General features: G+C 53.0%; 25 protein-coding genes. All 25 read right to left on the bottom strand.

Features of this window, described 5'->3' with window-relative positions; translation table 11 throughout:
* Positions 1-34: 34 nt before the first annotated feature.
* Positions 35-1,948: a 1-deoxy-D-xylulose-5-phosphate synthase gene (dxs, locus tag ACSFXJ_RS10690; RefSeq protein WP_435925126.1), complete on the bottom strand. Its 1,914-nt coding sequence runs from the start codon at positions 1,946-1,948 to the stop codon at positions 35-37.
* Positions 1,949-2,026: 78 nt separating this feature from the next.
* Positions 2,027-2,902, bottom strand: coding sequence for a polyprenyl synthetase family protein (locus ACSFXJ_RS10685; protein ID WP_435925735.1), 876 nt, complete (start codon positions 2,900-2,902; stop codon positions 2,027-2,029).
* Between the two features lie 19 nt (positions 2,903-2,921).
* Positions 2,922-3,176 (bottom strand): exodeoxyribonuclease VII small subunit, encoded by a 255-nt coding sequence (xseB, locus tag ACSFXJ_RS10680; RefSeq protein ID WP_435925125.1) that lies wholly within the window; start codon positions 3,174-3,176, stop codon positions 2,922-2,924.
* Positions 3,151-4,530, bottom strand: coding sequence for an exodeoxyribonuclease VII large subunit (gene xseA / locus ACSFXJ_RS10675; RefSeq protein WP_435925124.1), 1,380 nt, complete (start codon positions 4,528-4,530; stop codon positions 3,151-3,153). The genes xseB and xseA overlap by 26 nt, the downstream gene beginning before the upstream one ends.
* Before the next feature lie 50 nt (positions 4,531-4,580).
* A complete protein-coding gene (gene folD, locus ACSFXJ_RS10670; RefSeq protein WP_435925123.1) occupies positions 4,581-5,438 on the bottom strand; it encodes a bifunctional methylenetetrahydrofolate dehydrogenase/methenyltetrahydrofolate cyclohydrolase FolD in 858 nt (285 codons plus the stop codon).
* A 31-nt stretch (positions 5,439-5,469) separates the two neighbouring features.
* Positions 5,470-5,925 (bottom strand): transcription antitermination factor NusB, encoded by a 456-nt coding sequence (nusB, locus tag ACSFXJ_RS10665; protein WP_435925122.1) that lies wholly within the window; start codon positions 5,923-5,925, stop codon positions 5,470-5,472.
* Between the two features lie 209 nt (positions 5,926-6,134).
* Positions 6,135-6,368 carry a DUF2273 domain-containing protein gene (locus ACSFXJ_RS10660; protein ID WP_435925121.1) on the bottom strand — a complete coding sequence of 78 codons (234 nt, stop codon included), beginning with the start codon at positions 6,366-6,368 and terminating at the stop codon, positions 6,135-6,137.
* A gap of 11 nt (positions 6,369-6,379) precedes the next feature.
* Positions 6,380-6,919 (bottom strand): alkaline shock response membrane anchor protein AmaP, encoded by a 540-nt coding sequence (gene amaP / locus ACSFXJ_RS10655; RefSeq protein WP_435925120.1) that lies wholly within the window; start codon positions 6,917-6,919, stop codon positions 6,380-6,382.
* 149 nt (positions 6,920-7,068) lie between these two features.
* Positions 7,069-7,476, bottom strand: a complete 408-nt coding sequence (locus ACSFXJ_RS10650; RefSeq protein WP_435925119.1) for an Asp23/Gls24 family envelope stress response protein — start codon at positions 7,474-7,476, stop codon at positions 7,069-7,071.
* A 105-nt stretch (positions 7,477-7,581) separates the two neighbouring features.
* A complete protein-coding gene (accC, locus tag ACSFXJ_RS10645) occupies positions 7,582-8,925 on the bottom strand; it encodes an acetyl-CoA carboxylase biotin carboxylase subunit (RefSeq protein ID WP_435925118.1) in 1,344 nt (447 codons plus the stop codon).
* A gap of 15 nt (positions 8,926-8,940) precedes the next feature.
* The gene (gene accB, locus ACSFXJ_RS10640; protein ID WP_435925117.1) at positions 8,941-9,426 is read right to left on the bottom strand and encodes an acetyl-CoA carboxylase biotin carboxyl carrier protein; all 486 of its coding nucleotides are present in this window, start codon (positions 9,424-9,426) and stop codon (positions 8,941-8,943) included.
* 201 nt (positions 9,427-9,627) lie between these two features.
* Entirely contained in the window at positions 9,628-10,410 is a 783-nt protein-coding gene (locus tag ACSFXJ_RS10635; RefSeq protein WP_435925116.1) for a SpoIIIAH-like family protein, read from the bottom strand.
* A 29-nt stretch (positions 10,411-10,439) separates the two neighbouring features.
* A complete protein-coding gene (gene spoIIIAG / locus ACSFXJ_RS10630; RefSeq protein WP_435925115.1) occupies positions 10,440-11,084 on the bottom strand; it encodes a stage III sporulation protein AG in 645 nt (214 codons plus the stop codon).
* 13 nt (positions 11,085-11,097) lie between these two features.
* Positions 11,098-11,907, bottom strand: coding sequence for a stage III sporulation protein AF (gene spoIIIAF / locus ACSFXJ_RS10625; protein WP_435925114.1), 810 nt, complete (start codon positions 11,905-11,907; stop codon positions 11,098-11,100).
* 35 nt (positions 11,908-11,942) lie between these two features.
* Positions 11,943-13,136 (bottom strand): stage III sporulation protein AE, encoded by a 1,194-nt coding sequence (gene spoIIIAE / locus ACSFXJ_RS10620; protein WP_435925113.1) that lies wholly within the window; start codon positions 13,134-13,136, stop codon positions 11,943-11,945.
* Between the two features lie 17 nt (positions 13,137-13,153).
* The gene (gene spoIIIAD / locus ACSFXJ_RS10615; protein ID WP_435925112.1) at positions 13,154-13,543 is read right to left on the bottom strand and encodes a stage III sporulation protein AD; all 390 of its coding nucleotides are present in this window, start codon (positions 13,541-13,543) and stop codon (positions 13,154-13,156) included.
* A gap of 10 nt (positions 13,544-13,553) precedes the next feature.
* On the bottom strand, positions 13,554-13,757 hold the full coding sequence (gene spoIIIAC, locus ACSFXJ_RS10610) for a stage III sporulation protein AC (RefSeq protein ID WP_435925111.1): 204 nt from the start codon (positions 13,755-13,757) through the stop codon (positions 13,554-13,556).
* 61 nt (positions 13,758-13,818) lie between these two features.
* Positions 13,819-14,337 (bottom strand): stage III sporulation protein SpoIIIAB, encoded by a 519-nt coding sequence (spoIIIAB, locus tag ACSFXJ_RS10605; RefSeq protein ID WP_435925110.1) that lies wholly within the window; start codon positions 14,335-14,337, stop codon positions 13,819-13,821.
* Positions 14,330-15,355, bottom strand: coding sequence for a stage III sporulation protein AA (spoIIIAA, locus tag ACSFXJ_RS10600; RefSeq protein WP_435925109.1), 1,026 nt, complete (start codon positions 15,353-15,355; stop codon positions 14,330-14,332). Before spoIIIAA ends, spoIIIAB begins: the two co-directional genes overlap by 8 nt.
* A gap of 38 nt (positions 15,356-15,393) precedes the next feature.
* Positions 15,394-15,660: a YqhV family protein gene (locus tag ACSFXJ_RS10595; protein ID WP_435925108.1), complete on the bottom strand. Its 267-nt coding sequence runs from the start codon at positions 15,658-15,660 to the stop codon at positions 15,394-15,396.
* A gap of 140 nt (positions 15,661-15,800) precedes the next feature.
* Positions 15,801-17,054 (bottom strand): aspartate kinase, encoded by a 1,254-nt coding sequence (locus ACSFXJ_RS10590; protein WP_435925107.1) that lies wholly within the window; start codon positions 17,052-17,054, stop codon positions 15,801-15,803.
* Between the two features lie 219 nt (positions 17,055-17,273).
* Complete coding sequence (gene efp / locus ACSFXJ_RS10585; RefSeq protein WP_435925106.1) at positions 17,274-17,831, bottom strand: elongation factor P; 558 nt, start codon at positions 17,829-17,831, stop codon at positions 17,274-17,276.
* An 82-nt stretch (positions 17,832-17,913) separates the two neighbouring features.
* Positions 17,914-18,987 (bottom strand): M24 family metallopeptidase, encoded by a 1,074-nt coding sequence (locus tag ACSFXJ_RS10580; RefSeq protein WP_435925105.1) that lies wholly within the window; start codon positions 18,985-18,987, stop codon positions 17,914-17,916.
* A 115-nt stretch (positions 18,988-19,102) separates the two neighbouring features.
* Positions 19,103-19,549 (bottom strand): type II 3-dehydroquinate dehydratase, encoded by a 447-nt coding sequence (gene aroQ, locus ACSFXJ_RS10575; RefSeq protein ID WP_435925104.1) that lies wholly within the window; start codon positions 19,547-19,549, stop codon positions 19,103-19,105.
* A 131-nt stretch (positions 19,550-19,680) separates the two neighbouring features.
* Positions 19,681-20,175 (bottom strand): YqhR family membrane protein, encoded by a 495-nt coding sequence (locus tag ACSFXJ_RS10570; protein WP_435925103.1) that lies wholly within the window; start codon positions 20,173-20,175, stop codon positions 19,681-19,683.
* Positions 20,176-20,207: the final 32 nt, after the last annotated feature.

The following is a 20,207-nucleotide window of genomic DNA, read 5'->3' as shown; positions in this document are numbered from 1 at the left end:
TCGGTGCTGAAACCGACTTTGTATTAATCCAATTTTAGTTTGGCAGCACTTTTTTCTTGCCTAACGAAAAAGGTTGCCCGGAACGATAATGAGCCAAAACTTTATGGACAACGTTGTCGGCGGTTAAGCCGACCTCCTGCAATTGGTCCTTAATGCTCCCGTGTTCAATGAACCGGTCCGGAACGCCCATCAGGCCGATGTCCAGGCCGGATAGTCCGTGTTCGGCATAAAATTCAAGGATCGCGCTTCCGAGACTCCCCGCCTGCGATGCTTCCTCAATGATAAACATGCCGTTTCCTTTACGAGCCAGTTCAAGCAGCATTCCCTCATCGAGCGGCTTCAAAAACCGGGCGTTCACGACGGCAGCCTGAATGCCTTCCCGCTTCAGCGCTTCCGCCGCTTCCTCCGCGACCTGAACCATAGGACCGACGGCAATAAGGACAGGTCCGTCTCCTTCGCGGAGCATTTCCCAGGTTCCGATCGGAATGGGAACCAGTTTCTCGTCCATCGGCACGCCGGGGACATTGATCCGCGGATAACGGTAGGCAATCGGGCCTTCATTGTAATCGAGCGCCGTCTTCATCATGTGACGCAGCTCGTTTTCATCCTTAGGCATCATCAGCACGATATTCGGAATATGCCGCAGAAAAGCGATATCGAATACGCCTTGATGCGTTTCTCCGTCGGCTCCGACAAAGCCGGCCCGGTCAATCGCGAACATGACATTTGCGTTATGGCGGCAAATATCATGCACGATTTGATCGTATGCCCGCTGCATGAACGTGGAATATACCGCGAATACCGGCTTCATTCCCTCCATCGCAAGAGCCGCGCACATGGTGGCCGCATGCTGCTCGGCAATGCCGACGTCGATCATGCGGTCCGGAAAACGTTCGGCGAATTTAACAAGGCCCGAACCTCCGGGCATCGCCGGCGTTACGGCGACGATTCGCTCATCCTGTTCGGCCAGTTCGATCAAGGTTTTACCGAAAACTTCGGTATACATAGGATTGCCAACTGCTTTGAGCACCTGGCCGGATTCGATTTTGTACGGTGAAATTCCGTGCCATTTATGCGAATCTTCTTCGGCCGGCGTGTATCCCTTGCCCTTGGTCGTAAGCACATGAACAAGCACCGGACCGGAGACGTTGTTCGCCTGATTGAACGAATCGATCAACCCTGGCAGATCATGACCGTCGACAGGGCCGAGATACTTGAACCCCAGCTCTTCGAACAGAATGCCGGAAACCATCAAATATTTCAGGCTGTCCTTCAGTTTTTCCACCGTTTTGGCCAGCTTGCCGCCGATCGCCGGTACCTTCTTCAGAAACTGCTCTACTTCATCCTTCGCGCGCAAATAATTGCGATCCGAGCGGATTTTTGTTAAATAATTGTGCATCGCGCCGACGTTGGGAGCGATGGACATTTCATTATCGTTCAAAATGACCATGAGGTTCTTCTTCTCATGACCGATATGGTTCAGCGCTTCAAACGCCATCCCGCCGGTAAGCGCACCGTCGCCGATGATCGCTACCACTTTATGTTTCTCGCCCTTAAGATCGCGGGCCAAGGCCATCCCCATTGCCGCGGACAGCGATGTGCTACTATGGCCGGCTTCCCAGACATCATGTTCGCTTTCGTTTCGTTTGACAAAACCGCATAGCCCGTTTTGTTTGCGCAGCGTATCGAACCGGTCCATCCGGCCGGTCAATATTTTATGCACGTAGGCCTGGTGACCGACGTCGAAAATAAACTTATCCTCCGGGCTGTTATAGCAATAATGCAGCGCAATGGTCAGTTCGACCACACCCAAATTCGAAGCCAAATGCCCACCCGTGATGGAGAGCTTCTCAATCAAAAACTGGCGGATTTCAGCGGCCAACGGCGTCAATTCCTCAATTGTGCAATTTTTCAGATCGCCGGGCCCTTTGATTTGTGAAAGCAGCACCCGAATTCCCCGCTTTCCTGAATGATTTCATGGATGTTATTATATCACATCAAACATTATTGTCGAAAATGCCAAGCTTCAATGGTCCCGATGCAGCAAATAATCTGCAATTTCAAGAAGTCGGCCGGGCTCCGGTATGCTTCCGTCCGTAACCGCTTCCTTGGCAACCCGGGTCAAGCGTTCAACCTCGGCCAGGGATGCCTCCATTCCGATAAAGTAAGGATATGTAACCTTGCCCTGCTTTACGTCGCTTTGCGTCTTTTTGCCCAGCTTGGCTTCATCGCCGGTCAAATCCAAAATATCGTCCTGGATTTGAAAAGCCAGACCGACGGCGCGTCCGTAGGTTTCCAGTGCGGACAGCTGAGCTTCGGTCGCGGATGCGATTCGTCCTCCGGCTTTCACCGAAAAGACGATCAAATCGCCGGTTTTGTGCTCATGGATATATTGAAGCTGGTCAAGACGGGTCAACCCCTGCTCCCCCTCCATATCCGCAGCCTGTCCGCCGACCATGCCCGCCGGTCCGGCATAAACCGAGAGCTCTTCGACGATAGAGAGTACTTGCTCCGCCGGCACCCCGTGCTTCCGGGAAGCTTGTACCGCACTGTAGAACGCTTGCGTCAACAGCCCGTCCCCGGCCAATATCGCCATCGCTTCCCCGAACACCTTGTGGTTCGTCAGCTTCCCGCGCCGATAATCATCGTTGTCCATCGCCGGCAAATCGTCATGAACGAGCGAATAGGTGTGCACCATTTCCACGGCGCAGGCGACGGGCAGCGCGGCCTCCCGGCTCGCCCCCAGCGACTCCGCCGCGGCAATGACGAGCAGCGGCCGAAGCCGCTTGCCTCCTGCCATCAGCGAGTACCGCATCGATTCCGTCAAGTTCTCCGGCACTTCCCAGCCTTCCGGCAGGAAGCTTTCAAGCCGTGCGCCGACCAGGGCGGCAACTTCCTCGATATATCCCTTGATCGAACTATTAGCCAACAGAATCATCCTCCGTAAGCGGATTAAAAGGCTGCTTCGAAATGTCGCCGTCCGCTTCCACGATCATTTCGATTTTCCGCTCGACCTGCGACAGCTTTTGGCCGCAGAGCCGGGACAATTGCATTCCCTTCTGAAAAAGATCGATCGCCTGCTCCAGCGGCACGTCGCCGCGCTCGAGCTGGGATACGATATCCTCCAGCTGGTTCATCGCTTCTTCGAAATTAAGCTCCGCTTGTTCCTGCGTCATGGTCATCCCCATCTCCTTTCCGCATGCCCCAAACCTGGCAATCCAATTCCCCGTCCGTTACTTTAACCTTGATCATATCGCCGGGTTCCACTTCGTCAAGCGATTTGATCAACCGCTTGCCCTGTTCGTCATACACAAGGCTGTATCCTCGCGCCATCACCTTCAACGGGCTTAACGCATCAAGCTGCCGGATTCCGTACCCAAGCTGCTGCGATTTCTCCTTCAGCAGGGCGGCCATCGTCTGGCGGAGCAGCCGCTCGGCCTCGCTCTGGCGGCGCCGGGCGTAGAGCAGGTTCTCCTGCGGATGGTACCGCATCAATCGCTGGTGCAGACGGTCATGCTTGGCGGCCGTCAGCTCCCGGCGGGACGCCATCCGCGCCTGCAGCCGCGAATGCAGCGTATCCAGCCGCTCCGCGTGCTGGAGCAGCGCCCGCTGCGGCTGCTTCAGCGCCGGCGACTGCGTCAGCCGGCGGAGCCGTTCGCGCGCCTGCGCCAGGCGGTGCTGCAAGCCCTGCTGCAGCACCTGCTCGCGCTGGCGCAGCTGCGCCTTCAGCTCGGCCGTGTGCGGCACGGCGAGCTCCGCGGCGGCGGTGGGCGTGGCGGCGCGCAGGTCGGCGACGAAATCGGCGATCGTAAAGTCCGTTTCGTGCCCGACGGCCGAAATGACGGGAATCGCCGATTCGTAGATCGCCCGCGCGACCGGCTCTTCATTGAACGCCCACAGCTCTTCGAGCGAGCCGCCGCCCCGGCCGACGATCAGCACGTCGGCCTCGCCCATCCGGTTCATCGTCCGGATCGCCTTGACGATGGACAGAGCGGCCCCTTTGCCTTGTACCAGCACCGGATGCAGAACGACGGACGCTTGCGGATAACGCCGCGCAAGCGTCGTCAGGATGTCCCGGACCGCCGCGCCGGTCGGCGACGTAATGACGCCGATCGACCGGGGAAAGCGGGGCAAAGCCCGCTTCCGCTCCGGCGCGAACAGGCCTTCCGCTTCCAGCTTCCCTTTTAGCTGCTCGTAAGCCAAATACAAACTGCCGATCCCGTCAGGCTGCATATGGGTCGCGTAGAACTGGTATTGGCCGTCCCGCTCGTACACCGTGACATTCCCTCTGGCGATGACCCGGGTACCTTCTTTCGGAATAAACGGAAGCCTCTGGTTATGGGAAGCAAACATGATGCTCTTAATCCGGCTGCCTTCATCCTTCAACGTGAAGTACATATGTCCGCTGGAATGATGCGTAAAGTTGGAAATCTCGCCGCGAATCCAGACGTCGGACAGCAGGTTGTCGGAATCCATTTTCATCCGGATATACCGGTTAAGTTCCTTAATCGTTAATATGCGCTGTTCCATGGGGCTTCCCCCTTTCTGCACAAAACATGAACCAGCCTGCAAGCCGAAGCTTAGGACAGACCGCCGAGACGTTTGGCCGCGATCAACGTATTTTGCATGAGCATCGTGATCGTCATCGGTCCAACACCGCCAGGTACGGGCGTGATCGGCCCGGACACTTCCTTCACACTTTCAAAATCGACGTCACCGGCCAACTTGCCGTTCTCGAGCCGGTTCATGCCCACGTCGATGACGACGGCACCCGGTTTGACGAAGGAGGCATCTACGAAATTGGCCCGTCCGATGGCCACGACAAGAATATCCGCCTGCTTCGTTAATTCCTTCATGTTTGCGGTTTTCGAATGGCACATCGTCACCGTCGCATGCTCGCGCTGAAGTAGCAGAGACACCGGCTTTCCTACGATGTTGCTGCGTCCGATGACCACGGCATGCTTGCCGGCGATTTCGATCCCCGTCCGTTTGATCAACTCGATGACTCCCGCTGGCGTACAAGGCAGAAGGCTGTCATCCCCGATGACCAGGTTCCCGACATTGACCGGATGGAATCCGTCGACATCCTTCTCCACCGCAATCGCGTCGATGACCGACTTTTCGTTAATGTGCTTCGACAAAGGCAATTGCACCAAAATGCCGTGAATATTGTCCTGACGGTTCAGCTTGTCCACCAGGGAGAGAAGATCCTCCTGGCTTGTAGACGCCGGCAAACGATGGACCTCCGAATAAAATCCGAGATCGTGGCAAGCCTTCTCCTTATTTCGAACGTAAACCTGGGAAGCCGGATCTTCTCCGACCAGGACGACGGCCAACCCCGGTTTCAATCCCTGCTTGACCAATCGTTCAACCTCAACGCGAATGCTGCCGCGGATGTCCTCCGAAACTTGTTTACCGTTAATAATTGGTGCTGTCAACGCAATCCTCTCCCTCACAGTATGATATGGTTTATATTTTCAGCTTAAGCTGATCGATATCTTGAATCATTTTACCCAATACGCCGTTCACGAATTTCCCCGAATCCGCCGTACCGAAGTGCTTTGCCAGTTCGATCGCCTCGTTGACCGCAACCTTGCCAGGCACGTCTTCGCGGAAAATCATTTCATAAACGGCGAGCCGCAAAATCTGCCGGTCCACCTTCGACAAGCGACTGATCTGCCACCCCTTCAAGTAATCGGAAAGCAATCCGTCGATCGCTTCCTTCCGGCTCCAGGTTCCGTTCACGAGCTCCAGGATGAACGCCTTCGCTTTGGCGCCGTCCAGACCGGCCGGTTCCACTTCCCCTTCGTTTTCGCCGGCCGCCTCCGATAACAGCATCGTCACCGCTTCTTCCGCATCCACTTCATTCATTTCCATATGGTACAAGCTTTGTACCGTAATTTCTCTCGCCAATCTCCGTTTCATGAGTTGCCTCCTTGAACATGTTTCTCCACAAATCGATATAAGATGAACAGCCGATGAACTCCCTTGCCAGCCTCTATTTCATGATCCATCTTATATATCTTGACTTTTGATCGTATTCTTTACGCAAAAAAAACCTGTAACATGCTCTCTCCGCAAAACGGGCAAGACTGAAAAAATGCTCTTTTTCCGGAGAAAGCATATCACAGGAATCATTTAAAGGGGCGCCAGCGCGACGCCAGCCAGTTTTTCAGTTCGCCCCATGGCAGGATGGACCCCTGGTCCAAATCCTTATACTTGCCGACCGTGTATCCGGTAAACAGCAAAAGAGCGCAAAACAGCATATTCCAAAATCCGAAAAACAAATAAATAGGGCACAAAAATATAGCTGCCGCCAGCCCGAGCAGGCGTCCCCTGTGGCTCTCCCATAACTGCTTCCAAAACAAGGCGCTTCCCCCTATTCAACCCGGCTTTTCACGACAGGCGACTGGACAAGGTTAGCAATATAAACCGATACATATGATACCGGTATTCCCGTTATATCCGAAACATGATCGTGGACCTGCTTTTGCACTTCCTCGGTCAAGGCCGGAATGGATGAATCTCCGTCGACCATGGCCCGGACCATAATTTCCAGCCCGGAATCGGTGATCCGGATTCTTGTCTTCACCTCGCGGATTCCTCTGACGCGTACGGCGGCTTTGTAAGCCAAATTTTCGATCGTCTCCGTAGAAATCTGAATATCCCCGTATTCGGTACGCTGGTCGATCGATGATTGCGAATGACGGTCGCGGCGAATGGAAATGTAGAAAAAACGGATGCTGAGGAGAAACAGAACGGCGAAAACGACAATCAACGCAATTACGAGTGTCTTCTCGTTCGTTTCTTCCAAATTCAAAGGTACGGTATCGGTCAGCAGGAGGATTGCGAAGACGGATAGTATTCCGATGCTCAAGCTGTAGATAAACAGCAAAAGTCTGTCCAAAATTTTGGCCACGACGGGTACAGCCTCCTTATCATGCGTGTTCAAAAAGCCAGGTTTTCGGCAAGGAAGGAACGCACGCTTTTTGAACAACCTCTAATAGTCCTCTTTGTCTGTAACTATAGCAAACCCCTGACGCGCGGTCGGGGGTTTGGAGCCAGGCATTATTTCACCCTATGGCTAGGTTCGATCTCTTCATGCTTATCTGCTGTCTTGAAAATAACGTCATGAATATGTACGTTAACTTCCACCACAGTCAGTCCGGTCATCGTTTCAATCGAGCGCTTCACATTGCGCTGGATTTCCGTGGCTACCTCCGGCAGGCGGTTACCGTATTCCACGATAACGGAAACATCAACGGCCGCTTCGCGCTGGCCGACTTCGACTTTAACGCCCTTGGACAAATTCTTTCTTCCGAGAAGCTCGGCGATTCCGCCGGCAAAGCCTCCGCTCATGCCCGCAACGCCTCTTACTTCGACGGTAGCCAGGCCTGCAATCACCTCGATGACCTCAGGGGCGATTTGAATTTCTCCGATGTCTGTCCGTTCGAATTCCGTAGGCAAAGAACTCATTCTATCATCCACCTCTCAATAAGTAACTCTCTTGGTAAAGAGTACGCACTTATTATAAATACTATATCATTTCGGGCCCATTATGACAAACCTGGAGGGTTGTTTCTAAATCTCGTGTTCTTCCAGGAATTTGATATCAAAATCGCCCTTCAGAAACACCGGATGCTCCAGAAGTTTCTGATGAAACGGAATGGTCGTATGGATGCCTTCAATTGCAAATTCGGACAAGGCGCGCTTCATTTTGGCGATCGCTTCCTCGCGGGTCGCTCCCCAAACGATCAGTTTGGCGATCATCGAATCGTAGTGCGGTGAAATCATATATCCCGGATATGCACCGCTGTCTACCCGAACGCCCGGTCCGCCCGGAGCAAGATAGAATCCGATTTTCCCCGGCGATGGCATGAAGTTGCGGGAAGGGTCTTCCGCATTGATCCGGCATTCGATCGACCAGCCGTTCAAACGCACATCTTCCTGCGAGAAAGAAAGAGGATTGCCTTCCGCTACGGAAATCATCTCGCGGATCAGGTCGATCCCCGTAACCATCTCGGTAACTGGATGCTCCACCTGAATCCGGGTGTTCATTTCCATGAAGTAGAACTGGCCGTCAGGCCCAAGCAAGAACTCGAGCGTGCCTGCGCCGGAATAGTTGACCGCAAGCGCGGCGCGAACGGCCGCTTCGCCCATTTCCTTCCGTTTCTCGGGAGACAATACCGGACACGGAGCTTCTTCCACCAGCTTCTGGCGCCGGCGTTGTACCGAGCAGTCCCGCTCGCCCAGATACGCGACATTGCCGTGTTTGTCGGCAATAATTTGAATCTCGACGTGCTTCATGCCCGTCAAATACTTTTCAAGATAAACGCCGGCGTTGCCGAACGCCTTTTGGGCTTCCTGCTGCGCGGTCGTAATTTGCTTGATGAGCGAATCTTCGTTCTCGGCAAGACGTATTCCTTTTCCTCCGCCTCCGGCCGTCGCTTTGATGATGACCGGATATCCGATTTCGCGGGCGATCCGCACCGCTTCGTCCAGGTCTTCGATCAATCCGTCCGAACCCGGGATAACCGGAACGTTCGCTTCCTTCATCGTTTGCTTCGCTACGGCCTTGTCGCCCATTCGCGTGATCGCTTCCGGGGAAGGACCGATGAACGTAATATTGCAGGACTCGCAAATCTCCGCGAAGTCCGCGTTTTCCGCCAGAAATCCATATCCGGGGTGGATCGCGTCGCATTCGGTCAGCGTCGCGACACTCATCAAGTTAGTGAAGTTCAGATAACTGTCCTTCGACAACGTCGGTCCGATGCAGTATGCTTCATCCGCAAGCCGGACGTGAAGCGAATCCTTATCCGCTTCCGAGTAAACGGCAACGGTGGCGATCCCGATTTCGCGGCAAGCACGGATAATCCGGACCGCGATTTCACCGCGGTTAGCAATCAATATTTTTTGAAATTTCACTTGATTCCATCCTCCTTACTCGGGCTTAACCAGAAAGAGAGGCTGTCCGTATTCCACCAGTTGTCCGTTCTCAACGAGAATGTCGACAATTTCGCCTTTGACTTCGGCCTCAAGCTCGTTCATCAATTTCATCGCCTCAATGATGCACACCGTCGTTTTCTCACCGACCTTATCGCCGATATTGACGAACGGGTTGGCTTCCGGGGATGCCGCACGGTAAAACGTCCCTACCATCGGAGAAACGATTTTATGTAAATTTGCGGCAGGATCCGCCTGACGTCCCTCTTCCACAGGAGCGTTCGCAGCGGGAGCTTGAACCGGAACGGCAGGAACGACGGCTTGTGCGTTGACCTGCTGAACGGCAGGCTGCAGCTGTACGATTTCGCTCTTCCCTGGCTTGCGGATGCTGAGGCGCGTGCCTTCATTTTCAATCTCCAGCTCGTGTACGGAAGTTTTATCCACCAGTTCGATCAATTCTTTAATTTCATTTAAATTAAACATGTTCAATTCACTCCTTCAGCTTTTTCGTGCAAAGCTTTGGCCATAAAATCCAGCAAAATGATGCCCTTCGCCGTAACTTTATGTATTATATCACAATCGAATGAAATGGAAAGAGCCCAAGGTGACCTCGGACTCTCCCTTTTAGGCGGCACCAATGCCGTCGCTTCGTCATCATTCGACCAATCCTGGACCGCTGCGTTTTTAGTTGGTTATATACTGAACGCTTACTTTATCCTGGGAAACGCCGAGTTCCTTGATGACCAAATCCATGATGCTGACCGCTTCATTGGCTTCAAGCTTCTCGCTTTCGACAAGAACTTTGAATTTGTTGTCTTCCTCCCGGACAACCGCATTCGCATATTTTTGCTGCAATTTTTCTTCGATGCCGTAGATAATCTCCTCTTTTTCCTGCAATTCGTTCAGTTGCTTTTGCGCCATAACCGCTTCGTCCAACGGTTTGCTGTTATCATTGATCGTCTGCATCAAATCGTCCTGCTTCTGATTGTTTTGCTCGACGCGCTCCAACTGGTACGAGGTGATCGAGTCGGAGGCCGCGACTCCTGCGGATTCAAGCTGCTTCAGCACTTCATCGTCTTTACTGGCAGCTTCTTCCTTTGTTTTTCCTTCCGTCTGGTTGGCAGGGTCTCCTTGGTTCGGTTCCTTGTCAGCCGGCTGCTCCGCGGTTCCGGTGTTCTCGGCCGTACCCTGGTTGTCCGTAGCGCCTTCTTTACTTTCATCGGTGACAACCGCGTTTTGTCCGTCCTCCGACACGATTTCGGACAGAATCACCTCATCGCCTGTTGCCGCATCCCCGGCAGATCCGCTAATTCCGTTTATTCCGCCGCCGTCCATCGTCGTTACTTGCCCTCCGTCAGCCGTCTTGTTCGCATTAGGCGTATCTTCGGTAAAGAGATAATATGCCGATAAGACGACCATCAAACTGAGCATTGAAACGAGCCATACTGTTTGTCTTTTGTTTTTCATTGAAGGATTCCTCCCTAAAATAAATTGATTTATTGTGATTGCTTCCGCGGTACGACCGAGATCCGGTAAGCCGGAACATTCAGTCCTTTCTCCACCGCATCCACGATCAATCCTTTAACCGTTTTGTTCTCGGCACCTCTGGCCACGATCAGCACGCCTCGAACTTTGGGCTTGATTTTCTTCGTGACAATCGGTTGTTCGGCTCCTGAAGAATCGTACGTGACGATCTGACCGTCCCGCGAGTATTGGGTAATATTACGCTTCCCTCCGTCTGCATCGGATTCTTCGGTAATTTCCTGGGTATCTTTCATATTTCGCTGAACGATGATTTCCTCGGTCGAATCGATCGTAACCAGAACATCGACCGCGCCGACCCCGACGATTTTTTCCAAAATTTCTTTCGTCCTGTTTTCTAACGAATGCTCAATATTTGCAAATGGACTGTCTTCCGCGGAACTGCCCGCCAAAGACGAATCCGTCAGTTCTTGCATAACCGGCGGCTCCCTCCCCTCCCCTCCGGGTTCCACCCGCTTCACATTGACGAAAGAATTGAAGATCATGATGGCAATCCCGACGAGCCCGATGATCAGGAGCAGCCTGAACGTGTGGGTTCTCTTGCTCCCGCCTTCCCCTTGACCGATCCATTTCTCCAGTTTCTTAAGCCAGCCCGGCATCCGTATCCCCCTTTCATTTTTCACTCTCGTCCTCTTCCCTTACCGAAACGGCCTCCTTCGCGATTCCCCAATCCCGATACAGCAGGTCCTCAATAGCTTGAACCGGAACGGAGTGCCCTCTTGAATCGGTAGGTCGCCCGGCAACTTCCGAACTTTCGGCATTTGCCATCGCTTCGCTTGTTTTTACGTCTTCCATATTGCCTTGATCATTCCGATCCCCCTCCCCTTCACCGCTTGCTGACGAATCCGTGATCTTGACTTCAACTCTTTCCACGGGTTCAACCTTGACTTTTCGCTCGGATGAGGCCGTCTCTTCCAGCGCCTCAATCTTCTCCGTCTGCTTCATAATGACTTCGACAGACTGGATGGTCGGGTCTACCCCAGCATCTTTGCTCCCCGCCTCCCCTTCTTCCGCGGGTTTTCTTTCGGATATTTTGACGGTAACCCTCTTAACGGGCATCCCTGTTTCGCGCTCGATTTGCTGCTTCATCTGTCTCGCCGCTTCTTCCCCGGCCCACTGGAGCGCCTCTTCTTCCTGCTGCTTTCTCAACTCTTCTCCTTGCCGTAATATGACCTCCGTGCTTGCCGCCAGTTCGGAAGCATCCGATCCGCCCCAACCGTCCGCAAAAGCCGCTTCGATTTGCCGCTCCGCATCGGGTGAGAACAACCGCATGACCGGGGACAGCAGCGTCAGCAAAATGAGCAGGCTGACCACAAATTTGACGTACCGCTCCATGGAGCGGTTGGGGAGCAGCAAATCGATGAACACCGCGATCAAAACGACGATAATGATTTCTCTGAGCCATTCTCCCAAGAAATCCAAGCCTGCTTCACCGCCTTCCCCCGTCTAATTTCGGATCACCTCATCATCACCGTGACATTGCCGGCCGTCAGCATAATGGTGATCGCCAGAAAGAACATCATCCCGACCGCCGCCAAAGCCGCGAACACATAAAGCATGCTTTTTCCGATCGTTTCAAGGCAGGTGATAATCGGAGATCCTCCCAAGGGTTGCATCACCGCTGCCGACAAATTGAAGATCAGAGCCAAGGTGAGGATTTTGATCGCAGGAAAAGCGCATAAAAACAGCAGGATAATGACGCCGACCAGCCCGATTGAATTTTTAACGAGCAAGGAAGCCGAGATGACCGTATCCGTCGCGTCCGCAAATACTTTACCGACAACCGGAACGAAGTTACCCGTCAGATATTTGGCAGTACGCAGCGTAACGCCGTCAGCGACGGAACCTGCGATTCCTTTCACGGAAATGACGCCCAGGAACACCGTAAGCATAATGCCCAGCAAGGCCATCCCGATCGTCCGCAGCAAGTTCGCCAGTTGGGTCAGCTTGTACTTTTCGGACAAAGAGCTGACAATGTGAAGCACCGCGGAAAAGAACAGGAGCGGAAAGACGACTTTATGAACGAGCGTTCCGACCGTGTGTACCATGAACACGACCAGCGGGTGTGTTACCGATACGGTTACGACATTGCCCATGGAGGCCAGCAGCGTAAATAGAAGAGGCACCATCGCCATCATAAAATCGATCATCCCGGTAATCGCCCCGGTCGCGTAACTGATCGCCACGTTAAAGCTGTTGATCGCGAGCACAAGAATGACCATATAGCAGATCGAGTAAGCCACTTTGCTGACCTGGTTTCTCTCGAATGCGGTCTGCAGCGTCTCCAAAATCATGCTGAATACCGAGAGAAGCACGATCGTCACGAGAATGTGACCGTTATAAAGCACTTCATGCCACATGTACCGGAGCAGCCCGCTCAAACCGGCTTTCAACGAGAAGCCCTGGTCCTGGGAAACCAGCATTTCCATAAAAGAAGGCAGCTGCCCGTCCGGAAAAAAACCGCCGTAATCCTTCATCAAACTCTGCCAATAAGATTCCACCTGATCCGTGGGCAGCTCTTCCGCTTGCCGTTTCACCCAGCCATCCGACGTATCCTCTGCCAGAACCCGGATCGGGACCGAGAACAATACCAGCCCGAAGATAAGCAGAAGCCATGTTTTCAGCCGCCAAGCGGAATCCCCTAGTCGCATTCTTGTCCCACCTTCGCTTAGGCCGGCAGCAGTTTGATGACCGTCTCGATGATGATGCTGATGATCGGGATGGCCAGCACCATGATCATCACTTTTCCCGCCAGCTCGATTTTTGAAGCGATGCTTTCCTGTCCGGCATCCCTAACGATCTGTGCCCCGAATTCGGCGATATAGGCGATGCCTATGATTTTCAGAATCGTTTTAAGATAGATCATCTGTACGCCGGTAGATTCCGCAAGTTGCTCGAGCACTTCGATAATGCCGCCGATTTTTCCGATCAGATATAAAAAAATGAATATGCCGGTACTTGCCGCGATCAGGAAGGCGAACATCGGCTTTTGTTCCTTGATGACCAAAATAAGCACCGTCGCCACAAGCCCCAGCCCTACAATCTGTATCATTTCCACGTCGGCTCACCTACTGGAAGAGAAAGATCGACTTGATTTCCTGCAGCAGACCGTCCAACAGCCGGATGACCATGAACAATACGACGACGAAACCGATCAGCGTCACCCAATGGGCCATGTCCTCCTTGCCCATCTGCTTCAGCACCGTGTGAATCATGGCGATAATGATCCCGATGCCCGCGATTTGAAAAATGGCGTTCACTTCTATGTTCATTGAATTGGCACCTCGCTAACATATTCACAGGCAAGTCACGAGAGTAGAGAGGGTTACGGGATTAGTAGAACAAAATGACGATGAACGCACCGCACAGCAATCCGAGGCTTTTAAACATTTTTTCATAGCGGCCTTGCTCCTCGCGTGCAGCCGCTTCTTCGCTTTCCAATTGCCGGATTGCGGTCGCAATATGCCCAAGCTGATCCTGCCGGTCGCTTGTCCCAAGCGTGAAGCTGAGCTCCTTCAAAACATCCCTTTCCGCCGTTTTCATGGCGGTGAATCTCCATCCCGTTTCAATCGCGTGCTGCAAGCCGTCCTGGGCCGTCCGGTTCAAAGGGGGGTTCATCTGCTCGGCGGCGCCTCCGAAAATCCTCCTGATCGGCTCCCCGCTCTGTTCGCCAATTCGTTCAAGCGCGTCCGGGAGAGGGGTGAAACCGTACATAATCTCTGTCTCCAACCGCTTCAAAGCGTGGATCAACCTGCGAATCTGGTTTGGACGATTCGCGTATTGCCTGGCCTGAACCCAGCCGGCAATCGTGGCGGCGGCGATGACCAGCACGGCGCCGAATATTTTAACCATGCTCCTCCCTGCCTTTCCAGCCCGGGTCCTGAGCCTTGCGTTTCTTTCCGTCCCAGAGACGGAATGACAGGCCCCTCTCCGTACGCCTAAGCACGGCATACATCTGAAAGAACGAATCCTCGAACAGCTTGGACAATGCCGGCCTTGCGGGCAAATCTTGCAGGCCTGAGCCATGCGCCGTCGCAATGACCCTCACACCGGCGTTCAGCGCTTCCGCCAAGGCCTCCGCATCTTCCGGACGTCCGATCTCATCGACGATCAGAACGTCCGGCGACATGGAGCGGATCATCATCATGATGCCTTCCGCTTTGGGGCAGCCGTCCATGACATCCGTCCGGGGACCAAGATCGAAACTGGGAACTCCTCTTTTGCTTCCTGCGATTTCAGAGCGTTCGTCGATGACGGCAACCTTCAAGCCCTGCCATTTCGCCTCGGGATGCCCCCAGGTTCCGTAGCTGATCTGACGGGCAAGATCCCGGATCAACGTTGTTTTCCCCTGCTGCGGAGGCGACAGGATCAGGGTATGGGAAACGGTTCGATGCTTGAAATCAAGCAAATGCGGCAACAAAGGATCAGCGATCCCTGCCACTTCCCGGGCGATTCGGATATTAAATCCGCTGATATCCCGGAGATGTTCGACCTTCCCCCCGCTAAGCACGGTCCTGCCGGCCAGTCCGATCCGATGCCCCCCGGTGATGGTGATGAAGCCTTTTCGCAGCTCCTCCTCCATCGTATAAAGCGAGTGGTTCGTCATCAGATCGAGCAACCGGTTGCTGTCCTGCCTCCCGGGTATGAAAGAGGCTCCAGGCTCGCGGGTAAGTCCGCCCTGCGGGGTCACAAAATAGCATCGACCTCCGGCGTTGACTTCAAGCGGCCGCCCTTCCCGGATTCTCACCTCTTCCAGACCGTTAAATAGAGTAGGCGGCAATTTGGTAATCAGGGAGCGCAGATTGTCGGGAAATACGGATAACCAGGTTTGGTCCACCTTCGTACCTCCAAAACTCTTAGTATGTTTCATGTTTATGCCTGTACTTTTCGTTTATGACGGTAAATCTATCATTTCTTCAAAATGCCGATTAAGAGACACGCAACGCCGCATCCGATCCATATCATCTTTGACCAGGACAGCTTATCCGCCATGCCGGCCAGCCCGATCGAGGTGGTAATAATCAAGATACTCGGCCCGACGAAGGCAAGCGCCGAATTGACGGCAAGCGCCTTGTCGACGCGTCCCAGCTTCAACATCAGAAGCGCGGCCAATATTTCAATCGTCCCTGACATGATTCTCAAACCGGCCATCCCGGTCACAAATTTATCGAGCATAATGACCTCCTTCTTGTCCAATACTCCTCATATCATCGATATGCCCGAACCCGCTATTTTAGTAAAAAAAAAGAGCCGCCCCGGCAGAAAACTACCGTAGGACAGCTCAATCGCTCTTATATTCAGTTCATGCCGTTATCTTATCGGCGATCTTTCGGACCTCCGACAAATACCTGATTTTCCGTATCAAGTCCATATGCCGTATGCAGCGCCTTAACCACTTCGTTCAGCTTGCCCGCATCGATGACGCAGGAAACTTTAATCTCCGAAGTGCTGACCATCTTGATGTTCACGCCCTCTTTGGAGATCACGTCAAACATTTGTGCGGCTACGCCCGGATGGCTGACCATACCCGCACCGACAATCGATACTTTCACCAAATCGTCTTCGGAAGTCGCTTCTTCGAAAGGCAGTTCGCCGCGGATCCCTTCCAGCACGCCGAGCGCTTTCTCGCGATCGGACAAAGCTACCGTGAAGCTAAAGTCGGCTTTGCCGTCTTTTACCCCGCTCTGAACGATAATGTCGACATCGATTTTAGCATCCGCCAGCGAGCCGAATACCTTAGCCAGGACGCCAGGTACATGGGATACCCCGAGAATGCTGATCCGAGCCACATTTTTATCGTAAGCGATACCGCTGACTACTACACCTTGTTCCATATTGACTTCCTCCTTGACCACTGTTCCTTCATTATGGTTAAAACTGGAGCGGACGACGAGACGTACCTGGTTGTGCTTCGCGTATTCCACTGCGCGGGGATGAAGCACCGCTGCACCCAGATTGGCAAGTTCCAGCATTTCGTCATACGAGATTTCCGCAAGCTTGCGCGCGTTATGAACGATTCTCGGATCCGTGGAATAGACGCCGTCCACATCCGTATAAATTTCACAATAATCGGCCGAAGTCGCGGCGGCTATGGCTACGGCCGTCGTATCGGAACCGCCGCGCCCGAAGGTCGTGATCTCTCCGTCCTCCGTCATGCCTTGGAATCCGGCGACAACGACGATATTTCCTTCCTTCAGCGCTTTGACTACCCGTTCCGGACGGATATCCGTAATCCGTGCCTTCCCGTGCACGTCCTCGGTGCGAAAGCCTGCCTGCCATCCCGTGAACGAGATTGCTTTACGGCCCAGCTGTTGAATGGCAATAGACAACAACGCGATGGAAATTTGTTCCCCGGTCGTCATCAGCATATCCATTTCCCGTAGGGACAGATCATTGCCGAGCATCTTCGCCTGATCGATCAGATCGTCAGTCGTATCTCCCATCGCGGAAACGACCACGATCACCTGATGCCCTTCATCCTGTTTCTCCACGACGCGCCGGGCAACGCGCTGCATGCGCTCCGTATCGCCGACGGAGCTTCCTCCGAATTTCATAACATATAAAGCCAAGTCAGACCCTCCCTAATGTGCTCAATCCTATCCGGCACTCCTGCCTGTGACGCGTTCATCGCATATTTCTATCAGTAACGCTTTAAACCAGTATAATACGAAGGACCCGAAACTAGTCAATGCTTTTGGCAACATTACAAAAAATTCCCCCATCCGGATCGGATGGAGGAAAGATAAAGCGGAGCCCGTCCAGGCCCCGCGGTTGAAATCCGGCCGTCACTATGCGCGGGAAATGTACTTGCCTTCGCGCGTATCGATCAGAAGCACGTCATCTTCGTTGATAAAGAGCGGCACTTGAACATTCAGCCCTGTTTCAACTTTCGCGTTTTTCGTCGCGCCGGTTGCCGTATTGCCTTTGATTCCCGGCTCGGTTTCGATGACCTTCAGCTCGACGCTGTTCGGCAGGTTGATCCCGAGAATTTCGCCCTGATAGCTGACGATCTTCACATTCATATTTTCTTTAAGGAAGTTCAGTTCCCACTTCAGCTGTTCTTCGGACAAGCTGAACTGGTCATAGGTTTCGTTATCCATAAACACATGGTCTTGTCCGCTCGCATACAGATACTGGACATCGCGGTTTTCGATCAGCGCGCGGCCGATCGTTTCACCGGCGCGGAAGGTTTTCTCCACGGTGTTGCCATTGCGGAGGTTTTTCAGTTTGGAGCGGACGAATGCCGCACCCTTGCCTGGCTTTACATGCTGAAAATCAAGAACCGTAAAAATATCGCCGTCCACCTCGACGGTCAAGCCTGTTTTAAAATCGTTTACTGAAATCACAAAAGAACCTCCTCAAATTGAATGAAATACGTGTTCAAAAAGTTAGCTTTTCAACAATTTTGAACGACCTTAAAAAATGTCTCTAGCCTAAAATAATAAATTCTTTGGTTGACTCGGTCAACCGTTTTACACCGTTTTCGGTGATGACGACATCGTCCTCGATCCGCACGCCGCCGAAACCCGGGATATAAATGCCCGGTTCCACCGTCACGACCATACCCGGCTGAAGTACGGTATCTCCTAATTTGGAAACCCGTGGCGACTCATGCACTTCCATGCCGAGTCCGTGGCCCGTGCTGTGACCGAATTGTTCGCCGTATCCGTACTTCGTGATAATATCCCGTGCCAGGGCATCCCCTTCGCGACCCGTCATGCCCGGCCGAAGGAACTCCAGCGTGTGCATTTGGGCTTCCAGCACGATATCGTAAATTTCCCGATGCTTGGCGGAAGGCTGTCCGAGAAATACGGTGCGCGTGATGTCCGAACAATATCCGTTCATCAATGCACCGAAATCCATCGTCACAAATTCGTCACGACCCAGCATTTTTTCGCTGGCAACCCCGTGCGGCATCGCCGAACGTTCGCCGGAAGCGATAATCGTATCGAAAGAAGGGCCTGACGCGCCGTTTTTCCGCATAAACGTTTCCAGTTCCAAGGCCATGTCCCATTCCGATACGCCCGGTTTAAGAATCTCAAGCATGTGCAGGAACGTCTTGTCGGCCAAATCGGCCGCTTCTTTCATCAATTTCAGCTCATCTTCGTCCTTGAATTGGCGGAGCTCCTCCACCAATTCCTTTACAGGGACAAGCTCTACCGGCTTAAGATCGCGCTCATAGGCCCGATATTGCGAGAATACGACCTTATCCTCTTCGAACCCGAGCCTGTCGATCCCTTCCTCGGCCAACAGCTGTTTTAAGCTCTCGTTCACGGAAGCTCCATGCTCCACAATTTCAAATCCGGAGGCCTGTTCGGCAGCCTGCGTCATGTAGCGAAAATCCGTCAGCAGAAAAGCCTTTTGCCGCGTAACCAACACATAGCCCGATGAACCGGTAAAACCCGTCAAATAGCGGCGGTTCACATCACCGGTAATCCAGACGGCTTCGATTCCGCGATCTTCCATCGCTTTTCGCAGTCCGGCAACTCGAATGCTCCCCATAATAAACTCTCCTTAAATAGTACGTGTTCAAAAAGTCGGTTTTCCTTCGTGATGAAAGGCGACTTTTTGAAACGTCTACTCATATTCTTTTTCCTGTCATTGATCCGGTGTCTATTTAGGCTCCCGGACGCTCCAGATGACGCTTCATGGCCAGGAGTCCCATTTCATAGCCGAACGCTCCGAATCCGGCGATTTGTCCGATAGCGATCGGTGCGATCACCGAATGATGGCGGAATGCTTCGCGGGCATGAATGTTGGACAAATGAATTTCAATCGCGGGAATGTTGACCGTGGTCAACGCATCGCGAAGCGCGTAACTGTAATGGGTCAGCGCACCGGGATTGATCAAAATTCCGTCGCAAGCTCCGTAAGCGGCATGAATACGGTCGATAATAGCACCTTCATGGTTCGATTGATAAAATGCAATTTCGATTCCTTCGCGTTCCGCAAGCGAACCGAGTCTCTCTTCAATATCGCCGAGACTTTCCGTTCCGTAGATCCCGGGTTCGCGGATCCCGAGCATGTTCAGATTCGGCCCGTTCAGTACGAGGATGCGTAACATCCTGCTCACCCTTCCCTGAGATAAGAGGTCGTTCAAAACGGCTGAAAGACCGCTCTTATCGGACATTTTCAGAAAAAACAACCATGGGTTATTTTAACACACGAAGGATGATGTTTGAAAGCTTTTTTGTACTATCTGGATCCCTTGTTCGGCTCGCGCCCTCGCTCATCCGTAAACTCCTCTGCGGCAGTATATCCGATGAATAATCCCCAGAGCAGAAAAAGGCAGAACTCCGTAAATACCGTGTTGAAGGACAATTTCGGAATCGGACGCGTCATATGCAGGAGCGGTCCTAGGAGAACAAAGATGACCGCCCACCATACGATTCCGTATATCATGCCCGGCAACGGGCCCTTCAGCTTCCGAAAAACAAGCGTATAAATCATCGTGGCCAATATGGAAAACAGAATAAAAAACACCCATCCGATGTAATATCCCCGCTGCGAATCCAGGTAGGCATGCTTGAAAAAGGGTTCGACCAAATATCCCGGGACGACGGATGTAAAACTCATGTAGTAAAAGAGACCTTTGACCGCCCCCCAAATCAGCCCGGCGAACAGGCCGATTTGCAGCGCAAACGTCCAAATGTTGGTTTTGTGTTTTCTTCTGTAATCATGTTGATCCACGAATCCTCTTCCCTTCCGTCAAACATTTCTGG

The sequence above is a fragment of the Paenibacillus salivarius genome (assembly GCF_051307165.1).
Classification (GTDB): Bacteria; Bacillota; Bacilli; order Paenibacillales; family Paenibacillaceae; genus Fontibacillus.
Note: the sequence above shows the minus strand (reverse complement) of the source record. Positions and strands in the feature narration are given on the sequence as shown.